Consider the following 22,062-nt stretch of genomic DNA (forward strand, 5'->3'; position numbering starts at 1 on the left):
ACCTCCCTTGAACTGTGCTGGTCAGCGCAGGCGCAGTGCCTTGAGCGCGCGCAGGCTGCGGGTCATGAAGTCCGCGTATTTCTCGTCCGTCATCCCGAAGGCCGGGCCGAGCGGCATCAGCCGCTGCTGGGCGACCGTCTGCGGCTCGGTGAACCGGAGGATGCCCTCGGAGCCGTGGCGGCGGCCGAGCCCGGAATCGCCCATGCCGCCCATCGGAGAGGCGACGCTGCCGAAGGCGGCGGCGTAGCTCTCGTTGAGGTTGACCGTGCCCGCGCGCAGCCGGGTGGCGATCGCGCGTCCGCGCCGGGCGTCCTTGGTCCAGACGCTCGCGTTCAGGCCGTAGGACGTGGCATTGGCGCGCTCGATCGCCTCGCCCTCGTCGCGGAAGCGGTAGACGGAGACGACCGGGCCGAAGGTCTCCTCGGCGCAGACGGCCATCGGGGACTCCACGCCGTCCAGGATCGTCGGCTCGTAGAAGTACGGACCGATGTCCGGGCGGGCGCGACCGCCGGCGAGCACCGTGGCGCCCTTGGAGACGGCCTCGTCCACATGGCGGGTGACGGTCTCCAGTTGGCGCTCCGAGACGAGCGAGCCCATCTCCGCCCCGTACGCGAGGGCGGTGCCGAGCCGCATGGCCTTCGTACGGGCGACGAAGCGCTCCAGGAAGGCGTCCGCGATCGACTCGTGGACGTACAGCCGCTCCATGGAGATGCACAGCTGCCCGGCGGAGGCGAAGCTGCCGCGCACCGCGCCGTCGACCGCGCGGGCGAGGTCGGCGTCGCGCAGCACCAGCATGGCGTTCTTACCGCCGAGTTCGAGGGAGCAGCCCACCAGGCGGGCGGCGGCGGCCTGGGCCACCTCGCGGCCGGTGCGGGTGGAGCCGGTGAAGGCGACGTAGTCCGCGTGCTCGACCACGGCGGGGCCGACCACCGGGCCGTCCCCGATCACGATCTGCCACACTCCGGCCGGCAGTCCGGCCTCCACCATCAGCTCGCGCGCCCACAGGGCGGACAGCGCGGTCTCGGTGTCGGGCTTCATCACCACGGCGTTGCCCGCCACGAAGGCGGGTATCGCATCGCCCACGGAGAGCTGGAGGGGGTAGTTCCAGGGCGCTATGAGGCCGACGACCCCGCGCGGCTGGCGCAGTTCGGTGACCTTGGTGAGGGTGGGCACCGCGCCCAGATGCCCCTTGGGGCGCAGATAGGCGGGCGCCTTACGGCCGTAATGGCGGGCCACGATGGCGACGCCCTGGACCTCCTCCTGGGCGTGCAGCCGGGTCTTGCCGGTCTCCAGCTGGATCAGGTCCAGGATCTCCGGCTGGCGGCGCAGCAGCAGATCGTGGAAGCGCAGGAGGACGGCGGCGCGCCGGCGGACCGGGGTCGCGGCCCAGGCCCGCTGGGCGGCGCGGGCGTTCTCATACGCGGTGGCGACGTCCTCGGGGGTGGACTCGGGCAGGGCGGAGGCGAGGACGTCCCCCGTAAACGGGGTGTGGCTGACGGTGGTACCGCTGCCGGCGACGCCCCGGGTGAGCCGGGTGATCAGCTCGGGAGTGACGACGTCGGCGGCGGTGCGGGTGCCTTCGGGGGCGACCGGGTTTCCGGTGCCGCCCTGCGTTATGTGCGAGTCCGTCATGGGGGCGAGAGTAGGCCCGCCCGGCGGCTTTGGGTACCCGGCGGTAACAACTTTCGTCCGGCGGCCCCCGGCGGACCCGCCCAACTCCCTCAGAGCCTGTCGATCTTCAGATTCCGCACGATCCGCTCGTACAGCTTCGCGCCCTCCTCATGGGCGTCGCCGTCGGCGGGGATGGAGACCGTCAGATCCCACGCGACCTTGGCCTTGTTGACGTAGAGGTGATCGCGCTTCTGGTACCGGATGGGGTTCTTGTTGCTGCTGGTGCCGTACGGCAGATACGAGGTGGTGACGTCCCGCGCCTCCTTCCCCTGCTGCTCGGTCTTGGCCGTCTCGCTCGTGGCGTCCTCGACCGTCGACCCGCCGCCGTCCTTGTAGAAGGCGACGATCTGGTCCGCGGCCGCGTCGAGGCTCTCGGGGTCGTTCTCGCCGTCGGGTGTCGACCGCCTCAGGGACACGGTGAAGACACCGCTGGGGTCGTAGTAGGTGACCACCGGGTTGTCCGAATCGCTGTCGTCCTGGACCCGCCGGTACTCGCCGGGCACGGCCAGGGACGCGCCCACGACATCGCGCTCCTCCCGGACCGTCCAGCCCGCCGGCAGCCCCTCGCTGGAGAACGGCTGCATGACCACCAGCACCACGGCGGCGGCCACCACCAGCGCCAGACCGCCCAACCCGAGCTGCGCCTTACGGTTCTTGTGCAGGATCGGCGGCACGAAGCGGCCGCCGGTGGACTGCCCGCCGCCCGGTGCGTATCCGGCCGACGCGAGCAGGGTGGGCACCGGCCGCGGCTCCCGCGCCGCCGCCTCCAGGGCCTGCCGCACCTCGGGCGCCGCCGGGCGCATCGCCGGGTCCTTGCGCAGCAGTTGCATGATCAGCGTGGCGAGCGGCCCGGTGGCGCGCGCGGGGACCTGCGGTTCGGAGCCGAGCACGGCCTGGAGGGTCGCGGGGGCGTGGGAGCGGCGGAACGGGGACATGCCCTCGACCGCCGCGTACAGCACGACACCGAGCGACCACAGGTCGGACTCCGGCCCCGGCCGCTGACCCAGCACCCGCTCCGGCGCGATGAATTCGGGCGAGCCGACGAAGCCCCCCGTCTCGGTGAGCCGCTGCTCGCCCTCGATCTGCGCGATGCCGAAGTCGGTGAGCACCACCCGCTCGCTCCGGCCGAGCAGCACATTGTCCGGCTTCACATCGCGGTGCAGCACGCCCGCCTCATGGGCCGCCACCAGCGCGCCGAGCACGGCGAGGCCGATCCGGGCCGCCTCACGCGGATCCAGCGTGCCCTCCATCAGCCGGTCGCCCAGCGACTGGCCGCGCACCAGCTCCATCACGATCCAGGGGCGGCCGTCCTCGACCACCACGTCGTGGACGGTGACGACGGAGGGGTGGTCGATCCGGGCCGCGGCGCGCGCCTCGCGCTGCATCCGCTGGTAGACGGTCTGCCGCTCGCGCTCGGGGAGATCGTCGGGGACGCGCGGCTCCTTGACCGCGACATCGCGGTCCACGATCTGGTCATGGGCCCGCCAGACGGTGCCCATACCGCCGTGGCCGAGGCGGGAGACGAGCTGATAGCGGCCGCCGATGAGCCGTCCGCTGTTCGAGTCCTGAGCCCCGGGAGCGGGTTGCTGTCCGGCGGGCGGCTCTCCGGCGGGCGGCTGGGAGCCGCTGCGCGGATCGGCGAACCGCGTCGGCTCGTACGCGCCGGCCCACTGCTGCGGCTGCTGAGCGCCCTCGGGCGCTGCGGCCGCCTCGGGTGGCTCGGGCGGCGGCTGGGACGCCGGTACCGGGGCGGCCGGCGCGTGCGGCGGCCGCAGGCTGTAGCTGGTGGGCTCGTTCGCCCGTCCCCCGTCGTTCGTCATGCGCCCATCATTACCCAGGGTGCGGCACCCTCCGCCACCGCTGGGAAGCCGCCGTGGACGCTCGTGACAAAGCCGTTGCGACCCCGTTCAGTTCGCCGCGCCGGGGCGCACGAACGTGGCGGCGGCGGTGTCGAAATGCTGCTTACCCACGGACTTCTCGCCAACCGGGGCGGACAGCCACAGGTCGTACATTTTCCCGTTCTCGTTCCAGCTCAAGTCGTATGTCTGCCGTGAGCCGCCGTCGTCGGCCGAGCCGTTCCAGATGAACGCCCACAGGGCGGCGGGGCGGCCGTTGTGCTCCGTCTCGATGACCTGGCCGCTGCGGTACCCCGGATAGTCCTGCGGGCCCTTGGCGTCCGCCGCACGGCTGAGCCCCAGCGGACCCTCGGCGCTCTGCTCCTGGACATGGATCCCGATCCGGAACTCCATACCGGGCGAGTTGTAGTAGACCCGGGGCGCCTTGTACTCGCGGGCGAACCCCTCGGGCACGGCGAGCGAGAAGCCGAGCGGGTCCTTGACCAGCTCATAGCCGTCGGGGATCCGGGCCGACGGGTCGGCCGTGGGGTCGGCGTCCTTCACCGGACGCTGGGGCCCCTTCTCAGGGGCGCTCGGGCTCCGCGCACCCCCCTTGTCGGCACTCTGGCTCGTCCCCCCGCCCTTCGCCGTGCCGCCGTCACCGCCCCCGTGGTCCAGCAGCGCCACGACGCCCGCGGCCACACCGGCGAGCGCGACCACCGCGACGGCCGCCGTGAGGACGGCACGGCGGCGCCCGCCACGACCCGAACGGGACCGGGCGGCCGGGGCGGCCACCGGAACGGAGGCGGGCGCGGCTGCCGGGGCGGGGGCAGGGACGGGAACGGGAGCGGGCACGAACGCCGATGAGCGCCGGCCGTCGGTGCCGTCGGGCCCGATCGGCACGCTGGGCTGGGTCGGGGTGTACTCCAGGGGGATCTCCGGGGTGTCGCCCACCTCCTGGGCCATCCGCAGCATCCGCTCGACCTCGTCGCCGCTCAGCCGCTCCTCGGGGTCCCGCCGCAACAGCCCCTCGATGACGGGCTTCAGCGGTCCGGCCGCCTCCGGCATGGGGATCTCGTCGAAGACGACGGCGTGCAGCACCGCGGCCAGGGACTCGCGGTGGAACGGGGATTCACCGCACACCAGCGTGCAGAGCAGCACCCCGAGCGACCACAGGTCCGACTCCGGCCCGGTGCGACGCCCCGACATCCGCTCCGGCGCGGTGTATTCGGGCGAGCCCACGAACGAGCCGGTCTCGGTGATCGTGGTGGACCCGGTGACCTGCGCGATCCCGAAGTCCGTCAGCACGACCCGGCCGGTGCCGGACTCCACCAGCACATTGGCGGGCTTGATGTCCCGGTGCAGCACCCCGCGCGCGTGCGCGGCCCGCAGGGCGTCCAGCAGCGCGGCCGCGATCCGCCCCGCCTCACGCGCCCCGACGGGGCCGTGCGCGCTCAACCGGTCGGCGAGCGAGGGTCCGTCGACCAACTCCATGACGATCCAGGCGCATTCGTCCTCCTCGATCACATCGTGGAGGACGATCACGTTCGGATGCTTGATCTGTGCGACGGTCCGGGCCTCGCGCAGGGTGCGCTCGCCGCGCAACTGCGAGTCGAAGGCCGTGAGCCCCTCGTCCACATGGAGTTCCTTGACCGCGACATCACGGCCCAGAAGCTCGTCGACGGCCCGCCAGACCGTGCCCATTCCGCCGCGTCCGAGCCGCGTGGCCAGCCGGTAGCGGTTGGCGATCAGACGGCCTTCTCCCCGGTACCCATGGGCTCATCTTGCCTCACACCGCCGAAGCCCTCGAACACCGGACCAGGGAGCCGCCCTTACGGGCGATTGAGCATGGGTGCGGCATGCGGGAACGTAGGCCATGCCGATGTCAAAGGGGCGGACCGCGGCCGCCCCCATCGGGCAACTTCGCTCTTCCGGCCCTTGGTTCTTCCGTTCGGAGGCACCTCCCACCGGTGCTGGGGTACGCCGCAGGGTGCCGTAGAGCTCCCGGCCCCTCGGTCTTACCGGCGAGTGAGCCGAAGGGGCGCGTCGCTGTCGAAAGGGAGAGCGCGCGCAGGCCCCTGAGGAACGAAGGGGCCGAGCACGGTCGACCGTCGACGGTGACTTATGCGCCCCGGAGGCGAACCGAGCCCCAAAAAAAATGGGGCCGCCCCGCGGCGGGGGTCCACGGGGCGGCCAGTCAAGGGGTCGGAAGGGTCAGTTGGTGACCTTCCACGTGCGGGAGTCCGTCAGCAGCTTGCGCAGTGCCGGGTCCTTCACCGCATGCGTGCCGTCCGTCGCCTTCGCGGTGACGGTGTGGGTCGCCCCGTCGCTCGGGACGCCCAGTGTGGCCGGGGTGACGCTCGTCTTACCGTTCGCGGCGGTGACCTCCGCGCCGTCCACGTACCACTTCAGCGACGCGCTCTTGGGGATGCTCACCTGGATGCCCGCCGACCGCTTGAGGGCCGTGGTGGTGGCCGTACGGCTGCTGAGCACGCTGGCGTGGCTGTTGAAGCCCGCGATCATCGCCTCGCGGCCGGGGAGGCTGAACTCCCGCCCCAGAGTGCGCATGATCGAGTTGTCGGTGGGGCGGTTGATGCCCTTGGGGTAGTAGCGGCCGCCCTCGTAGGCGCCGACCGTGCCGCCGTCGGGCGAGGTCTGACCGATCCAGCGGTACCACTTCTTCTGCTGGGCGGTCATCTGGGCCGCGGTGAGCTTCGTGGCGTTGCCCTCGTCGGGCTCGGCGCCCGTGTAGGTGCCGTACTCCGGGTAGAAGTACTCGTCGGCCAGCTTGCCGAGCGAGTGGCCGGTCTCATGGACCGCGATCTGGTCGGAGTCGGCGTGGTCGGAGGAGGCGGTGGCGATGCCGTCGTAGCCGACCTGCGAGGTGAGGGTGTAGCCCGCGCCGCCGTACTTGGTGGAGTTGCCCAGGACGACCACGAGATCGGCCTCGGGCGCCTTGGCCGCGTACGACTCGACCTTGGCGGTGTCGACGCACAGCAGCCGCTCGATGTCGTCGCACCAGAAGTACGAGCCGAGGGCGGTGTCCTTGACGACGTCCCTGGACGGGTCGCCGGAGACGCCGGACTGGTTGGAGACGGCGTCCACGGTCCAGACGTTGAACAGGTCCTTGTACGAGGCGTACGGCTCCACGGCGGACATCTGGTCCCACTTGGAGCGTGCGTCGGCCTGGAAGTCCGCCTGCTGGGACGCGGTGTAGCCGTCGCCGATGAAGACGACGTCCAGCTTGTCGGCCGTGGTGCCGTTGCCGATGAGCGAGGCGACCTTGCCGTCGGCGGCAATCTCCTTGGCGGACAGCGAGCGGGCGGCGCGGGTCAGGCGCTCGGGGGTGGCCGCCGGGACCTCGGTGTGGCGGGGGTGGGCGCCCGGGCCGGTGAAGTACTCCACGTCCAGGGCGCGCTGCGACGAGGCAGCGTCGGCCGGGCCGGACGAGTCGGCCGCTGCCTGCGGGCCGGCCGCTGCCTGCGGGCCGGCCGCTCCGGGCGAGGCGGTGGCCGGCCCGGTCATGGCTGCGGCCGCCGCCAGGACGATGCCTCCGGCGGCGGCCGCGGTGCGCAGGGAGATGCGGCTGCGTATGCGGCTCCGTATGCGTCTGCGCACGGTGACTCCCGAAGTCTTCGCGATAAGCGGCCAGTTAAGCAGGATTAATTCGCCGCTCAACCTAAGGGGTCCGGGGGTCGTGGGCAATGGTAATTAGGGAAGTGGCTAGGAAACCGGGCACCGCACAACCATGTGGGGCCGTCACCACTCGTCATCCCCTCCGGTCACGCACCAGCGTCAACAGCCGGTCCAGCACCCGGCGGCCACCGGCCCGGATCCCGTCGTGCTCGAACTCGTCCGTCACCCAGGTGCGCAGGCCCCGGATCGCCCGGGCGGTGGCCAGGGAGTGCGCCGTGTCCACGTACAGGTCGTCGTGGTAGATCACGGCGGCCACCGGCACGGTGTTACGGGCCAGCCGCTCGGTGTCGTACAGCGGGCCCCAGCCGGTGCGCCCGGCGAGCAGCTCGGCGGTGTCGCGCAGCGGACGCAGCGCGGCGTGGGTGTCCAGCATCCAGGGGTGCACCGTCTCGCCCGTGAGGAGCACCGGACGGTCTTCCGTGACCGCCTTACCGGCGTCGAACGCGGGGAATTCGGCGCGGACCCGCTCCGCGGACCAGTCCGTGGCCCGGCCGTCCTGGGCGTAGGTGGACTCCAGCAGAAGGCTGAAGAGCGGGATGGCGGCGCGGGAGAGCACCGCCGCCACCTGTTCGCGGAAGGCGTCGCCCAGCCGCGGCCCGTCGGCGGTGGGGACGAACGCGTCCTCCAGGAGGTAGTGCAGCCGGTGCGATCCGTCGCCGGTGCCGAGCAGGAAGCCGAGCTGCTGGAGGGCGGGGACGGTGAGCCGGGTCCCGTCCGTCAGGACCTCCTCGTGATCGGTCAGATGCCGCACCAGGCCACGGACGATGGCGGCGTCGCGCGGATAGCGGGCGTAATGGGCGAGGATCTTGCGTTCCATCCGCGGATAGGCGGCCCGGTAGACGGCGTCCACATCGGTGTCGGGGTCGATCGCGGGCAGCCCGCCGGCTATCAGGACCGCGTCGAGCCCCTCGGGCGCGTGGGACAGATAGCTCACGGCGCAGAAACCGCCGAAGCTCTGCCCGAGCACGGTCCACGGGCGGTCCCCGATGAGCCGGCGCCGGATCAGCTCGCAGTCGCGGACGATCGCGTCGGCGCGGAAGTGGGAGAGGTACTCGGCCTGTTCCGCGGGGCCGCCGCGCAGCGGCAGGGTCTGGCGGTTGGCCGGGGTGGAGCGGCCGGTTCCGCGCTGGTCGAGGAGGAGCACGCGGTATTCGTCGAGCGCGCGGTCCAGCCAGCCGTAACGGCCCACCGGGCGGTCCGCGCCGCAGCCGGGCCCGCCCTGGAGGTAGACCAGCCAGGGGAGCCGGTCGCGCTCGGCACCGGATTTCTCCGCGGCCACGACCTCTCGTGCGTAAAGCCGGATCAGCTCGCCCTCGGGAGCCTTATGGTCGAGCGGTACGTCGAAGTGATAGTCGGCGAGGAGAAGTTCCGGCTGACGGACGGTCGTCACGGCGCCCGGCCCGGCCGGTACCGCTGTGCTTGCCTGCTGCATCCTTCAATCCTCACGTTAAATGAACTTAGCCCGGCGCTTAAGCTACCGCCGGGGAGAAGAGGGCACGGTGGCCGACAGAAGCGCCGGTGACGGGCGGACGGCGGGAACGGCGACGGGGGCGGCCGCGGGGGCGGAATCGACCACCGAGATAGGGCGCCGGGTTCTCAGACTCCGTACGGAACGCGGCTTCACCCAGCGGCAGCTGGCCGAACCCGCCTACACCGCCGCCTATGTCTCCACCCTCGAGGCCGGGAAGGTGCGCCCCTCCGAGGCCGCGCTGCGCCATCTCGCGGACCGGCTCGGCGTCAGCTACGAGGAGCTGACCACCGGCCGTTCACCCCGTGACGCCACCCGGCTGCGCGCCGCCGTCACCGACGCCCGGCGGGCCCTGGCGACCGGCGCCGCCGAGGACGCCGCCGAGCTCTTCGCGGAGGTGCGCGACGAGGCGGAGCGGCTCGGGTTCGCCGAGGAGCGGGGGGCGGCCCTGCTGGGGCTCGGCGACTGCGCACTGGAGACCGGTGAACTCACCGTCGCCCGAGACCACTTCGAGGCCGTGGAGCGGCTGCTCGCCGGGGAGCCGCTGCCCCGCCGGATCCCCGCGATCCGCGGCCGGGCGGTGGCCCATCTCCTCGCGGGCGAACTGCGCTACTCCTGCTATCTGCTGGAGAGCGCCATCGACGAGCTCAACGCCTCCGGGCTGCACGATCCGTACGCTCTGCTGTTGCTCTATACGGCGGCCATCGCGCCCTATATGGACATGGGGGCGCACGCCCGCGCCGTACGCGCCGCCGAGTTGGCGCTCGCGCTGGCCCCGAGCGTGGACGACCCGGGGCTCATCGCCCGGATGCACCGCGGGGTGGCCCGCACCCTGATCGCCGAGGGTCGGACGGCCGAGGCCGACGCCTCCCTGGCCAAGGCGCAGGAGCTGTACGAGCAGCTGCGCATCCACACCGACCTGGCGCACTGCCACTGGATGCGCGGCTATGTGCACGCCCAGGACGGCAATCTGGAGCGCGCCGAGCGTGAACTGCGCACCGCCCGGGACATGCTGGCCTCCAAGCGGGCCGCGCTGTTCACCGTGCAGGTCGAGGTCGAGCTGGCGGATGTGCTGCGCCGACGCGGCCGCACCGCCGACGCGGAGGCCCTCTTGCTGCCGCTGCTGGCCCGCACCCCCGCCGAGGGGGCCGCGGACGCCCCCGGAGAGCCGGACGACGCGGCGGACGAGGTCGGGCTGACCGCGGACCGCGGCGCGGTCCACGCGGGCGGCGCCCACCGGCTGCTGGGCCTGATCGCGGACGAACGGGGCGACGCCGAGGCCGCGGAGGAGCACTACTGCGCGGCGCTGTCCCTGCTCGAACGCACCGGCGCGGCCGGTGACCTGGCCGATTTGTGCCGGCTGCTGGGCGATCTGCTGCGCCGGGAGGGCCGCCTGGAGGCCGCGATGGACGCCTACCGCACCGGGCTCGGCCACCGCGCCGCGCCCGGCACCACCACCCTGGGCCCGGCCCCGCCGAGCCCCCCATGTGAGGCGTCCATCGGCCCTCCCCGCCCCCCGCCGACCGCCCACCCGGCCCCTCCCCGTACCTTCTCGGGGGCCGGGCGGCGCCTGGGCCACCGGTCGGACGACCGGCGCCCGGGGCGCCGGTGGGGCACCTGGTCGGGGCGCACCACATGGCGGGCGGTCGGAGAAATGAGTCAGGCCGCCGCGTGTGGGGGTCGCGGCGGCCTGACCGCGGCAACACTCCGCCTGCCGTTTCCGCCGACCGCGCATCGGGAGGCACTCCGGCGCGTTCACGGGGCTGGGGTTTCGGGACGACCCCACGGGGTGATGCGGCTTGAGATCCACTCTGCCTGGCCGCGGCCGCCGGGGAAATCCACCATTGGGCGTCCGTCACCCCCGCCGGTCGGCGGGGGTGTTCCCGCCCACTGACGGAGCCAACCACTCCATATTCGCTCTCCGATGAGGCAGGCTGTCCGGGCAATGGGCATGACAGCTGAGGTGAGGGAGCGGCCGGTGATTCGTGTTGCTGTTGTGGACGACGAAGCGCTCGTACGATCCGGTCTGCGACTGATCCTGGGCACGGCCCCGGACATCGACGTGGTGGCGGAATGTTCCGGAGCGTCCGCGGTGGCCACGGTGTTGGGCAGTAAGGCCGATGTGGTCCTCCTCGACATCCGGATGCCGGATGCCGACGGGCTCACCGTGCTCAGACAGTTGCGGGCCGCGCCCCGCTCCCCCGCCGTGGCCATGCTGACGACCTTCGACGTCCAGGAGTACCTCGCCGCCGCGCTGCGCGCCGGAGCCGCGGGCTTCCTCCTCAAGGACACCGATCCGGAACAGCTCGTACGGGCCGTGCGCACCCTCGCCGAGGGCGGCAGCGTCCTCGACCCGGCCGTCACCCGCGCCGTGATCGGCGGCTATCTGGCCGCCGAGGCGGAGGCCACGGCCGCCGAGGCCGTCGAGGCGCTCACCCCGCGCGAACGCGAGGTGCTGGCCCTGCTGGGCGAGGGGCTGGCCAATCCCCAGATCGCCGAGCGGATGGGGCTGGCGCCCAGCACCGTCAAGGACCATGTGCGGGCGGTGCTCGGCAAGCTGGGCGGGCTCAACCGCGTGCAGGCCGCGATCGTCGCCGACCGCGCCGGGCTCGTCACGAGCCGGCCGCCGATAGGCGGCGCCCGATGACCGTCTCCCCGCTGCCGCCCCGCAGTTCGTCCCCGGGCACGCCGGGCGCGCCCGCCTCCTCTCCCTCCGCCTCCTCGCCGTCGCCTCTCTCCGCCGGCCGGTGGCGGCCGCCGCGCCGGGTCATGCGCTGGGGTTCGCTGATCGTCCCCGTCCTCCTCGCGGTGGCCGACGCGCTGCTCGTCAACGGCGTCACCTTCGGGCTGGAGCTCAACGTCTCGCTGGCGGCGGCCGCCGCGCTGCTGGTGCGACGGCGGCTGCCCGCGCTGGTCTTCCTGATCACGCTGCCGGGGATCCTCATCGGCTACGTCTGGTTCGCGCCGATGATCGCCCTCTACACGGTGGCCCTGCTCCGCCCCAACCGCCGGCTGCTGGGGATCTCCGCGCTGCTGCTGGCCGCCGCGCACTTCATCCCCTGGCCGGTCTCCGACTTCGAGCCGACCGCGTACCGGGAGAACACCCTCACGCTCATCGACGCGTGCGTGACCTCGGTGGGGCCCATCGCACTGGGCCTCCTGGTGCGTACGCGAGGGGAACTCGCCGCCCGGATCAAGGACCTGACCCGCAGCCGCCGCCATGCGGACGAGCTGATCGCCGAGCAGGTGCTGTCCACCGAACGCGCCCGGCTCGCCCGCGAGATGCACGATGTGGTCGCCCATCAGGTCAGCCTCATCAGCCTGCAGGCCGGGGCGGTGCAGATCAGCGCGGAGGACGCGAAGGCGCGGGAGGGCGCGCGGACGATCCGCGAACTGTCCGTGCGGACCCTGGACGAACTCCGCCATATGGTCGGCATCCTGCGCGCGGCGGGCGGCGACCACGAGGAGCTGACCCCGCAGCCCCGGCTGGCGGATCTGCCCCGGCTGATCGAACTCAGCGCGCTGAACGTCAGCTTCGAGACGGACGACGCGACGCGGCGCCCGGGCCATCCGGAGGCGGTGGAACGGGCCGCCTTCCGCATCGTCCAGGAGGCGCTGACCAACGTCCGCAAACACGCGCCGGGGGCGCGGGTGACGGTACGGGTGAACGACGCGGAGTCGGCCGATGGCGCGGCTCGAACGGCGGCCAAAGGCGCGGCTCCGTCAGCGGCTGAAGGCGCGGCTCAAGGGGCGGCTGAGAAAGCGGAGGAGACACGGGGCCTGCGGGTCGAGGTGCGCAACGGTCCGCCCGACGCCTCCGCCGTGGCCCCGGGGCTGCCGGGCGGCGGTCACGGCCTGGTCGGGCTGCGGGAGCGCGCGCAACTACTGGGCGGCACGCTGGAGGCAGGGCCCACGGAGGAGGGCGGCTTCGTCGTACGGGCCGACTTCCCCAAGACCCCGCGGGTCACGGGAACGGCATGAGCGGGCCATGAACAGCCCTGGGACGGGGAGGCGGACGAGCACCCCTGGGCGGCCGAGCGCGCCTGGACGGACAAAGGCGGACGCCCCTGGGCGGCCTCGATGAAGTCCGGTGCGGTTCGGGTGCGCCCCGAAGGGGCGCGGGGCTGTGTCGATGCGCGGCTCCGCCCCGTGGGCGCGACCAGCCACGACACGGCCGCGGATGAACGACCGCACCTCGCGGCACCTCCCGCGGAGCGCTCAGGCGGACAGCGGGTCGGCCGCCTCCTCGTCGTCCCCGTCCAGCTCCGTGGCCGCCCCCAGGTCGGGGTAGACGTCGAACAGCCGCCGCACCCCCAGGGCCGCCAGCACCCGGTGCACATGCGACCCGTGCGCGGCGTCCTGCGGCGGCAGGATCAGCCGCAGCCGACCCGAGCACGACCGCATCAGCCGACGCGCCGCGATCAGTACGCCGACCCCGCTGGAGTCGCAGAAGCGAACCTCCGAGAGGTCCAGAACCAGCCAGTGGCGGCCCTCGGCGACCGCGTCGTGGATGTGCTGCCGGACTGCGGGGGAGGTCACCAGGTCCATCTCTCCCGAGACCTGGAGAACGACCCACTCCCCCCGCCGGTCCTCCATCACCTTCAACGTCACGCGCCCGAAGCCCTTCGCTCGCCCCTAACCGGAATGTGCTGTTCACGGGCGGCTGCCCGCCCGTCGGCGCATGAAACTCCCCCAGGCATACGCCTTGAGGGACGACCCTATGCCGCGCCGAAGCGTTTCGTCTCCCCGATGCTGCGCAAAGCGACCACGCCAATACCATGCGCCGCCCGTTTCTCGCGCACTTTGCCTGATGGACGCGTGTTGCGTGAGCAACCGGCATTACATTCGATATGAACGTGGGCATAGTGCCTGGAGGGCCGGTCGGACGACTCGGGAATGGGGGCCGCATGGCGAATGACGCACCGCCCCGCTGGGACCGCAGGATGCAACAGCGTCTGGCACGCGGCGAAGCGGCCGCACTCGCCGAGCTTTATGACCGATTCGCGTCACTTGTCCATAATCTGGCGCATCGGGTCCTGGAGGACGAGACCGCCGCCGACCGCGTCACCCGGGAAGTCTTCGGCTACGTCTGGGAGAACCCCGACGCGTACGACCCCCAGCAGGGCTCGCTGCGCGCCTGGATCGCCATGCTCACCCAGCGCCAGGCGGTGCACCGGCTGCGCGAGTCGCAGACCGCCCCGGTCGACGGGGGCGCGCTCACGGCCGAGGCCCTGGAGGAGCGGATCCGCGAGGTGTCCGTGGCCGCCCGTGCCGACTACATCGTCACCTCGATGCCCGCCCCACTGCGTGCCGCCCTGGAGCTGGCCTACTTCGACCGCCGCGACTACCGCGAGGCCGCGGCCGCCCTCGGGGTGACCGAGGACGAGGCCAGGCGCCGCCTCCGGCTGGGCCTCCAGCTCCTCTCCACGGCCCATGTCCAGCCGCCCCGCGCGGTCTCGCCTCCCGGCTACGGACGGGCGCTGTGACCGGGCGCGGCGGGCCGGACCCGTACGACGACGCCTACGCGGAGAACTCCGGCCCCGGGGACGGGGACGGAAGAGACGGGCCCGGACGGGGCGGCGACCCGGGTCTGCCGTCCCACCCCGCCGGGCCACCCCGCATACCGCCGCCGCGGCCGGCCGCCGAGGACAGCGGCCACTGGCCGGGCGCCCTGGACGGCGGAATCCCCGCCCCGCGCCCGCCCACCGCGGACGAGACGCCGGCCGGACGGGCGCCGGAGCCCGCGCCGAAACCGGCCGCGAACGCCGAGCCGGAGCCCGCTCCGGGGCGCGGCCCCGACCCGGAACCGGACCCGGGCCCCGACCAGGAACCGACCCTGAGTCGCGACCCGGAACCGGACCCAGCGCCGGAGCCGCCCGCCTCCGCACCCCTGTTCGCGCCCGCACCACCGGTCGCGCCGCTGGCGGCGCCGCTGGCGGCGCCCACGCCCTCGGCGGCCCATCCGCTCTCGCACGATCTGCTGCGCTCGCTGCTCGGCGCCTGGGCGCTGACCGCGTGCTCGCCGGAGGAGACCGCCGCCGTCGAGGCGCATCTCAACCACTGCCCCTCCTGTGCCGAGGAGGCGCTGCGGCTGCGTGACGCCGTCGGGCTGCTGCACACCGAGCACAGCCTGGACCTCGATCCGATGCTCCGCTCCCGGGTTCTCGCGGGCTGTCTGGGCCGCCGTCCGGCCCGGATACCCATGCCCGGCTGGGCCGGTGCGTACGACGCCGAGGCCGCCCGGCTGGACGCGCTGCTGCGCGACATGGGCGAGGCCGAGTGGCGTGCGCCGGTGCGGCTGAAGTGGTTCGACGGGCGGCGGCCCACCGGCCGGGACACCACCGTCGCCGGGGTGATCGGCCATCTGATGGTCGTGGACGGCATCATCGCCGCCTCCCTCGGCCTCCCCGACCCGCTCGGCACCGACGCCCCCCGCTCGCCCCAAGTCCGTACGGAGGCGTACTGGCACCATGAGCCCGGCGCCTCGTACGGGGCCGGTCCGCCCGGGGCGGTACGGGAGTTGTGGCGTGAGCAGGGCCATGCCCTGGTCCGCACGGTGTCCTTCGCCGGGCGCGGGGTCGCGGAGCTCGACGTGCCGTACGGGGACTTCGCGCTGCCGATCCGCGACGCGTTCCTCGACCGTGCCCTCGAATGCTGGGTGCACGCCGGGGACATCGCCGAGGCCATCGACTACCCCTATGAACCACCGGCCTCCGCCCACCTCAGAGCCATGATCGACCTGTGTGCCCGGCTGCTTCCGGGGACGCTGGCCGAGCGCCGCCGGGCCGGGCTCGCGGCCCCGCCCCGCCGGCTGGTCGAGGCGGGCACCCCGGGCCGTACGCTCCATCTGCAGGTGGAGGGCACGGGCGGCGGCGACTGGTACATCGCGCTGGACTCCCCGGCGGCGGTGGCCTCACCGGAGGAGGCGGTGGCGACGATCGCCCTGGACCAGGAGGCGTTCTACCTGCTGGCGTCCGGGCATGTGCCGCCCCAGGAGGCGGCCGCGGGTCTGTCCGGGGACACCGAGGCGATCCGGGACGTCCTCTTCGCCGCCGCGTCCCTCTCGCGGCTCTGAGTCGTGCCGTCTCCGAGTCGGTCGAATCAGGCGAATCAGGCGAAGACGACCGTACGGTGGCCGTTGAGCAGCACCCGGCGCTCGCTGTGCCACTTCACGGCGCGGGCCAGCGCCTGGCACTCCACATCGCGGCCGACCGCCACCAGCTGGTCCGGGGTCAGCTCATGGCCGACGCGCTCGACCTCCTGCTCGATGATCGGGCCCTCGTCCAGATCGGCGGTCACATAGTGGGCCGTCGCCCCGATCAGCTTGACCCCGCGCGCATGCGCCTGGTGGTACGGCTTGGCGCCCTTGAAGCTCGGGAGGAAGCTGTGGTGGATGTTGATGATCCGGCCCGACAGCTCCTTGCACAGGTCGTCGGAGAGCACCTGCATATAGCGGGCCAGCACCACCAGCTCGATACGCTCCGTGCGCACCAGGTCCAGCAGCCGGGCCTCGGCCTCCTGCTTGGTGTCCTTCGTCACGGGCATGTGGTGGAACGGAATCCCGTAGGAGCCGACCAGCTCCTCGAAGTCCGTGTGGTTGGAGACCACCGCGGCGATCTCGACCGGCAGCGCACCGATCCGGGACCGGAAGAGAAGATCGTTCAGGCAGTGCCCGAACTTGCTGACCATGAGCAGAATGCGCATCTTGCGATCGGCGCGATGGATCTCCCAGTCCATCTGGAAGGACTCGCCGACCGCCGCGAAGCCGGCCCGCAGATCCTCCTCCTTCACCGGTGAGACGGCGCGGAAGGCCACCCGCATGAAGAAGAGCCCGGTGTCGCGGTCCCCGAACTGCTGGCTGTCCTCGATATTGCAGCCGGTCATGAACAGATAGCTCGACACGGCGTGCACAATGCCCTGCTTGTCAGGGCATGACAGCGTGAGGATGTACTGGTCGGGGACGGAATGCGGCTCGCTCATGACTCCATAGCGTCCCACACCCGGGACGTCGCTCAGACCGCCTGCGTCATGATCGCCAGTACTTCGAGGGTGCGCGGCGGCACATCCGGGTCCTCGCCGTCGTTGGTGGCCAGCCGCACATGGGCCTCGCGGGCCGCCCGCACGGCCTCCGGCCAGCCATGGTGTTCGAGGTAGGCCGAGACGAGGGCGTCCGCGCCCACCTGGTGCATGATCCTCAGCACCCGCAGCACGGCGACATCGACCAGCGCCGCCTCCTGCGAGTCACGGAAGATCGTGCCGACGTACTTCTCGGCGGACCAGTTGTCCAACCAGGTGTCCTCGACGAGCCGGTAGACGGCGTCCGTCACATCCCCGTACCCGGCCTGGCCGGCCAGCCAGCACTCCTGCTGAAAGACGGGATCCGAGAGCATATGCAGCGCCGAGCGCACATTGGTGCGCCAGCGCCACCAGGGCATGTCGTTGACAGGCATGCCTCCCATGGTGGTCGAGCGACGGGCGCGACGGGAAGACTTCTCCGAACCTTGCACAATCACCGATCGTACGTTCTTCACACATAGCGATGAATCGGCCCCCGGAGTTCACCTCCATGACACCGTTCCTTGTCTTGTCATAGCCGCGCCGTTCCTCGCGACGGGAGAGGCTCGCTTGTCATGACCGGTCGGCGACGCCCTTCCTTCCGCCCCTTCCGAGCCGCCGTCGCGGCACTGTGCACGGCGGTCGGTGCGTCGCTGCTGACCGGCTGCGGCGGGGTGCTGTCGAACAAGAGCGACAGCGACCCCATCACCGTCATGACCTGGGCCCCCGAGGGCACCAAAGCGACCAATATGCCGGGAATGCCGGCAATGGCGAAGGCATTTGCCCGCTGGGTCAACGACTCCGGCGGCATCCACGGCCGCAAGCTGCAGGTCATCACCTGCAACGAGCGCAACGACGCCGTCCAGGCCGCCCGCTGCGCCCAGCAGGCCAAGGACGAGAAGGCCGTCGCGGTCGTCGGCTCGTACAGCCAGTACGGCCGGGCCTTCATCTCGCCGCTGGAGGTCGCCGGCATCCCCTACATAGGCGGCTACGGCGTGACGCAGGAGGAGTTCGACAGCCCGTACTCCTATCCGGTCAACGGCGGCCAGGCCGCCCTGCTGGTGGGCAACGGCCGCCAGCTCGCCTCCCGCTGCGAGCGCACCGCGCTCGTACGCCCCGACACCATCGCGGGCGACGAGCTCCCCCAGCTCCTCAACACCGGCCTCCGGGCGGGCCGGCGCGACGCCGCCCATGACGTCCGCGCCCCCGAGGACGCGGGCGACTACAGCGACCAGGCCGCCACCGCCCTGAAGAGCGTCGGCGCCGACAGCTCCCTCGGCGGCGCCGCCCAGGGCGCGGCCCTGGACAGCTCCTGCGTCACCGCGGCACTCGGCAACCGCACCGGCACCTTCTTCGACTCCTTCCGCCGGGTGCAGGAGAACCATCCGAAGGTGCGGATCGCCTCCATCCTCGGCGGTGTCCGGCAGTCCCTCATAGACTCCACCGGCGGCACCTCCAGCCCCCTGGAGGGCACCTACGCCACCGGCTGGTACCCGGTCGGGGACGATGCGCGCTGGAACCCCATGAAGAAGGTCATCAACAAGTACGCCTTCGACGACAACCGCATCGACCCGGACGACCCCGGCACGCAGACGACCTGGATCGGCTACACGGTGCTGCGCTCGGTCCTGATGTCCCTGCACGCCGACGACATCAGCGCCCGCACCGTGCGCACCGCGCTGGACAACGGCCACGCGGTCAACACCGGCGGGCTGACGCCGACGCTGCGCTGGGGCTACGACGACACGCTGCACGTGCCCAACTACTCGCGGATCGTCAACGCGGACGTCACCTACCAGATGGTGCGCGACGGCCGGCTGGTGGCGGTGCGCAAGGGATTCGTCAACGTGTCCAAGATCCTGGAGCGTTACCACCCGGCGGGCTGAGCCGCTCACACCCTGCAGACCGGGCCGGGGACGGCGGCGCCGCCCCCGGCCCGTCCGGTCACAGCTCGGTGGCCTGGTGCGCGGTGAGGCCGTACTGGGAGGCGATCGGGTTCCACAGCCCCGAGGCGGTCTTCTTGGCCTGCGTCGCCTCGCCGCTCGCCCGCTCGGCCGCCCCGACCCGGGGCGTACGGCGGGCCTTGCCCTTGGGGCAGCCCTTCTTGCCGCCGACCTGATCGGCCCAGGCCGCGTACTCGTTGTCGGCCCTGGCCGAGGACTTCCACGCCTTGGTGAGAGCCGCGGTCAGCCGCGCGTTGTCGGGCAGCTTGTCCACCGACAGCTTGCCCAGCCGGGTCACCAGGCCATTGCGCTGGCCCGCGGCCGTCCGCAGATCCGATGCCGCCGTGGACAGGTCCTTGCAGGACTTGATGTTGTCCACGGCCTTGATCACCGACGCGCGGCTGTTGTTGCTGTCGGCGAGCAGCGCGTCCAGCGCCTTCGCCTGCGGCTCGGCGGGGTCGGCGGATTTGGACGGCTCGTCCTCCCCGGCGCTCGGCGAGGAGCTGCTCAGGGTCGAGTTGTCCTTCTTGTCGTCGTCGCCGCCCATGCTGAGCGCGGCTCCGGCGGCGAGCCCGGCGATGCCACAGCCCGCCACCACGATGCCGATGAGCATGCCCCGCGACATCCGGCGCCGCCCACCACCACCGCCGCCACCACCACCGGACGGCGACGGCTGCGGCTGCGGAAAGTCCTGGGAGAACTGCGGAAGCTGCTGGGTCTCATGGGCGCCCTCGTCGCGGAACAGACCGTCGAACTCCGAGGGCGGCGGCCGGTCCCCGGGACGGCCGGGTCGGATCGCGTACGGGGCGCTGCCGGGCCGCTCCGGGACGTTCGCCGCGGACGCGGGCACGGGTGCGTTCGGCGCGGGTGCGGGCGGCGTGGGCGGGAGCACCGCGGTCTCTTCCGCGGCGGCCTGCTGGCGGTGGGCGCCCCGGTGGCCGGGGCGGACGGCACGCAGCCGGGTGGTGGACTCGGCGGGCGACTCGGGCCGGTTCTCGGGCGGCAGCGGCGCGCTCTTGACCGTGGCGAGCGTGGTGGTGGGGGTGTCCAGAGGCGGCGGGGCCTCACCCGGGACCGGGGGTATGAACTGGGTCGCGTCGGCGTCCCCGGCGGGCTGCGGCGGCAGCACCTGGGTCTCGTCGGCGGCCTGGTACGGCGGCTGAGCCGGTCTCTGGGGAGCCGACCAATTCTGCTGCCGGCCGTAAGGCTGTCCCTCAGGGGCCCCGTACGGCTGCCCTTCAGGTGACCCGTAAGACCCGTCGGGGGCCCCGTAAGGCTGCCCCTCCGGCGGCCGTCCGTAGGTCTGCCCCCCGGGCGCCCCGTAAGACTGTCCCCCGGGCGGCCCGTAAGGCTGCGCCCCGGGCGACCCCCCGTAGGTCTGCCCCTCGGGCGGCCCGTAAGGCTGTCCCTCAGGAGGCGGCGGCGCGCCGAACTCCCCCTGCGGCGGCAGTTCCGGAGCGCTCTGCGGACCCCAAGGCTGCCCCCATGCCTGTCCCCCGGCCGGGGCCGCCTGGTGGCCGTCCGAGGGCTTGTAGTCCCCCTGGGCAGGCAGCACAACCCCCTCGCGCACAGGCTGCGCGGGCGGGACCGCGGGAAGCCGCGGCTCATTCCCCTGACCGCTCTGTGTCACCGGGACTCCTTGGTTATACGGGACTACGGAATCGTCGGCTCACGCTACCGGTTCCCCAGACGGCGCGATGCCCATGAGCCCATGGGGACGGCGAGAGACTGGTCACCGCGACAGGGGGCACACCGCCGCGACCAGGGGCGATATGAACCCCATCCGTACCCCCGGTAATCACAAGGCAACGCACACCCCAACACGCACCTCCCACGCACGCGCCTCATCACACCCACCAACACCACACGCACCAGCAGCCACAACGCGACGCGAACCCATAACCCCCGCACCCCACAAGGCCCCACAACGCCCCCGCACCCAGCGGAAATCTCAGGCGACCTGCATCTGCAGCCGCGCCCCGAACTCCCGCACCACCGGCTCGTCCCGATACGGCTCCAACCGCTGCTGGAAGTCGTCCAGATACTCCGCCCCCCGGTTGGACCGCAACGAGCCCAGCAGATCCACCGCCTGGGTGCCGATATGGCACGCCTGCTCCACATCGCGCTGCTGCACATGCGCGGTGGCCAGCAGCAGCAGCCCGATCGCCCGCCGCCGCACCCGCCCCTCCGCAAGCCCCTCCAGGGCCTCCTCGGCGCGCCGCCGGGCCTGTTCGGCCTGGCCCAGGTCGCGGTGACAGTGGGCCAGCTCATCGGCGAGATAGGCATGGCCGAAGTGGCGGATCCAGATGGGGTCGTCACCCGTGACGGAGCCCGAACCGCTCCCCACCGCCCGCTCCAACGCGTCCAGCGCGCGCCCGGCCGCGGACTGGCAGGCCCGGGCGTCCCCCATCAGGGCGTGGCCGCGTGCCTCGGCCGCCAGGAACATCGATTCGGCTCGCGGCGGCACCTGGCCGCGGGCGCCCTCCTGCGCGGCCTTCGCCAACTGGGCGATCTCCCGGGGATTCCCGAGCTGGGCGGCGAGATGGCTCATGCTGGCGGCGAGCACATAGCCGCCGTAACCCCGGTCCCCGGCGGCCTGGGCGAGCCGCAGCGCCTGGATGTAATAGCGCTGGGCGAGACCGGACTGCCCGGTGTCGACCGCCATATAGCCCGCCAGCTCCGTCAACCGCGCGACGGCCGCGAAGAGTTCACGGCCGACGGCCTCGGTGTACGAGCCGGCCAGCAGCCCGGAGACCACGCTGTTCAGATAGTGGACGACGACGGGGCGCACATGGCCGCTGCCGTAGCGGTGGTCCAGATCGACGAGGGCGTCCGTGGTGGCCCGCACCGCCGCGACGTCCGAACGCCCCACCCGGGCGCCCGCGGTGCGCGCGACCTGGGCGTCCGCACCGGTGATCAGCCAGTCGCGGCTGGGCTCGACCAGCGCGGAGGCGGCGACCGTCGAACCGCTGAGGAAGTCGCGGCGCCCCACATCGCTGCGCCACAGCTCGCAGACCTGCTCTATCGCTCCGAGGACGGTGGGCGAGAACTGCAGACCGACCCCGGAGGCAAGGTTTTTGCCGTTGGCCATGCCGATCTCGTCGATCGTGACCGTACGGCCCAGCTTGCGGCCGAGCGCCTCGGCGATGATGCCCGGCGCCCGGCCCCGGGGCTGCTGACCACGCAGCCAACGGGCCACCGAGGTCTTGTCGTACCGCAGATCGAGACCGTGCTCGGCGCCGCACATATTGACCCTGCGCGCCAACCCGGCGTTGGAGCAGCCGGCTTCCTGGATGAGCGCCTGCAGCCGTTCGTTCGGCTGCCGCGCCACGAGCGGCCTAGCGGCCATGGCGTTACCCCCTGTGACTGCTTGCGTTCTCGGCGTATCCGTCTC

General features: G+C 72.4%; 15 protein-coding genes and 1 pseudogene. 6 read left to right on the forward strand and 10 right to left on the reverse strand.

The window, feature by feature from the left end; translation table 11 throughout:
• Window positions 1-21: 21 nt before the first annotated feature.
• The 5 genes from BLV72_RS14085 to BLV72_RS14110 all read right to left on the reverse strand — a co-directional run bounded on the left by BLV72_RS14085 (window position 22) and on the right by BLV72_RS14110 (window position 8,634).
• Window positions 22-1,632 (reverse strand): succinic semialdehyde dehydrogenase, encoded by a 1,611-nt coding sequence (locus tag BLV72_RS14085; RefSeq protein WP_093462617.1) that lies wholly within the window; start codon window positions 1,630-1,632, stop codon window positions 22-24.
• Between the two features lie 89 nt (window positions 1,633-1,721).
• Entirely contained in the window at window positions 1,722-3,491 is a 1,770-nt protein-coding gene (locus BLV72_RS14090) for a serine/threonine-protein kinase (RefSeq protein ID WP_093462619.1), read from the reverse strand.
• 87 nt (window positions 3,492-3,578) lie between these two features.
• Window positions 3,579-5,258 (reverse strand): serine/threonine-protein kinase, encoded by a 1,680-nt coding sequence (locus tag BLV72_RS14095; RefSeq protein WP_093462620.1) that lies wholly within the window; start codon window positions 5,256-5,258, stop codon window positions 3,579-3,581.
• Between the two features lie 462 nt (window positions 5,259-5,720).
• Entirely contained in the window at window positions 5,721-7,124 is a 1,404-nt protein-coding gene (locus BLV72_RS14105; RefSeq protein ID WP_093462622.1) for a M64 family metallopeptidase, read from the reverse strand.
• 151 nt (window positions 7,125-7,275) lie between these two features.
• Window positions 7,276-8,634 (reverse strand): alpha/beta fold hydrolase, encoded by a 1,359-nt coding sequence (locus BLV72_RS14110; protein ID WP_093462623.1) that lies wholly within the window; start codon window positions 8,632-8,634, stop codon window positions 7,276-7,278.
• Between the two features lie 19 nt (window positions 8,635-8,653).
• Here BLV72_RS14110 and BLV72_RS14115 point away from each other — a divergent pair.
• From BLV72_RS14115 to BLV72_RS14125, 3 genes and pseudogenes are all read left to right on the forward strand, one after another.
• A pseudogene (locus tag BLV72_RS14115) lies at window positions 8,654-10,156 on the forward strand (helix-turn-helix domain-containing protein); the annotation flags it as partial.
• A gap of 492 nt (window positions 10,157-10,648) precedes the next feature.
• Window positions 10,649-11,317 (forward strand): response regulator, encoded by a 669-nt coding sequence (locus BLV72_RS14120; RefSeq protein WP_043237379.1) that lies wholly within the window; start codon window positions 10,649-10,651, stop codon window positions 11,315-11,317.
• Complete coding sequence (locus BLV72_RS14125; protein ID WP_093462624.1) at window positions 11,314-12,651, forward strand: sensor histidine kinase; 1,338 nt, start codon at window positions 11,314-11,316, stop codon at window positions 12,649-12,651. Before BLV72_RS14120 ends, BLV72_RS14125 begins: the two co-directional genes overlap by 4 nt.
• A gap of 237 nt (window positions 12,652-12,888) precedes the next feature.
• Here the strand turns inward: BLV72_RS14125 and BLV72_RS14130 are convergent, their stop codons facing one another.
• On the reverse strand, window positions 12,889-13,266 hold the full coding sequence (locus BLV72_RS14130) for an STAS domain-containing protein (protein WP_014061449.1): 378 nt from the start codon (window positions 13,264-13,266) through the stop codon (window positions 12,889-12,891).
• Window positions 13,267-13,577: 311 nt separating this feature from the next.
• Here BLV72_RS14130 and BLV72_RS14135 point away from each other — a divergent pair, with 311 nt between their 5' ends.
• Together BLV72_RS14135 and BLV72_RS14140 are read left to right on the forward strand one after the other, a co-directional pair.
• Window positions 13,578-14,156 (forward strand): sigma-70 family RNA polymerase sigma factor, encoded by a 579-nt coding sequence (locus tag BLV72_RS14135; protein ID WP_093462625.1) that lies wholly within the window; start codon window positions 13,578-13,580, stop codon window positions 14,154-14,156.
• Window positions 14,153-15,745: a zf-HC2 domain-containing protein gene (locus BLV72_RS14140; RefSeq protein WP_093462626.1), complete on the forward strand. Its 1,593-nt coding sequence runs from the start codon at window positions 14,153-14,155 to the stop codon at window positions 15,743-15,745. The genes BLV72_RS14135 and BLV72_RS14140 overlap by 4 nt, the downstream gene beginning before the upstream one ends.
• A 35-nt stretch (window positions 15,746-15,780) precedes the next feature.
• On the opposite strand, the gene purU is transcribed toward BLV72_RS14140, so the two are convergent.
• Together purU and BLV72_RS14150 are read right to left on the reverse strand one after the other, a co-directional pair.
• Entirely contained in the window at window positions 15,781-16,650 is an 870-nt protein-coding gene (purU, locus tag BLV72_RS14145; protein ID WP_093462627.1) for a formyltetrahydrofolate deformylase, read from the reverse strand.
• Between the two features lie 32 nt (window positions 16,651-16,682).
• On the reverse strand, window positions 16,683-17,129 hold the full coding sequence (locus BLV72_RS14150; RefSeq protein ID WP_059143611.1) for an SCO4402 family protein: 447 nt from the start codon (window positions 17,127-17,129) through the stop codon (window positions 16,683-16,685).
• 171 nt (window positions 17,130-17,300) lie between these two features.
• Between BLV72_RS14150 and BLV72_RS14155 the strand changes: the two genes are divergently transcribed.
• A complete protein-coding gene (locus tag BLV72_RS14155; protein WP_093462628.1) occupies window positions 17,301-18,611 on the forward strand; it encodes an ABC transporter substrate-binding protein in 1,311 nt (436 codons plus the stop codon).
• A gap of 58 nt (window positions 18,612-18,669) precedes the next feature.
• Here BLV72_RS14155 and BLV72_RS14160 read toward each other — a convergent pair whose 3' ends face one another.
• Window positions 18,670-19,797 carry a hypothetical protein gene (locus BLV72_RS14160; protein WP_342030661.1) on the reverse strand — a complete coding sequence of 376 codons (1,128 nt, stop codon included), beginning with the start codon at window positions 19,795-19,797 and terminating at the stop codon, window positions 18,670-18,672.
• Window positions 19,798-20,619: 822 nt separating this feature from the next.
• Window positions 20,620-22,017 carry an NsdA family TPR-like regulatory protein gene (locus BLV72_RS49790; RefSeq protein WP_093462630.1) on the reverse strand — a complete coding sequence of 466 codons (1,398 nt, stop codon included), beginning with the start codon at window positions 22,015-22,017 and terminating at the stop codon, window positions 20,620-20,622.
• Window positions 22,018-22,062: the final 45 nt, after the last annotated feature.

This window comes from Streptomyces melanosporofaciens (genome assembly GCF_900105695.1).
Lineage (GTDB): Bacteria > Actinomycetota > Actinomycetes > Streptomycetales > Streptomycetaceae > Streptomyces > Streptomyces antimycoticus.

Bases quoted from the DNA above. Each gene is read 5' to 3' on its own strand.
- BLV72_RS14135 (WP_093462625.1), top strand. From the start codon at position 13,578: ATGGCGAATGACGCACCGCCCCGCTGGGACCGCAGGATGCAACAGCGT.
- BLV72_RS14130 (WP_014061449.1), bottom strand. From the start codon at position 13,266: ATGGAGGACCGGCGGGGGGAGTGGGTCGTTCTCCAGGTCTCGGGAGAG.
- purU (WP_093462627.1), bottom strand. From the start codon at position 16,650: ATGAGCGAGCCGCATTCCGTCCCCGACCAGTACATCCTCACGCTGTCA.
- BLV72_RS14085 (WP_093462617.1), bottom strand. From the start codon at position 1,632: ATGACGGACTCGCACATAACGCAGGGCGGCACCGGAAACCCGGTCGCC.
- BLV72_RS14155 (WP_093462628.1), top strand. From the start codon at position 17,301: ATGACCGGTCGGCGACGCCCTTCCTTCCGCCCCTTCCGAGCCGCCGTC.
- BLV72_RS14090 (WP_093462619.1), bottom strand. From the start codon at position 3,491: ATGACGAACGACGGGGGACGGGCGAACGAGCCCACCAGCTACAGCCTG.
- BLV72_RS49790 (WP_093462630.1), bottom strand. From the start codon at position 22,017: ATGGCCGCTAGGCCGCTCGTGGCGCGGCAGCCGAACGAACGGCTGCAG.
- BLV72_RS14110 (WP_093462623.1), bottom strand. From the start codon at position 8,634: ATGCAGCAGGCAAGCACAGCGGTACCGGCCGGGCCGGGCGCCGTGACG.
- BLV72_RS14125 (WP_093462624.1), top strand. From the start codon at position 11,314: ATGACCGTCTCCCCGCTGCCGCCCCGCAGTTCGTCCCCGGGCACGCCG.
- BLV72_RS14150 (WP_059143611.1), bottom strand. From the start codon at position 17,129: ATGGGAGGCATGCCTGTCAACGACATGCCCTGGTGGCGCTGGCGCACC.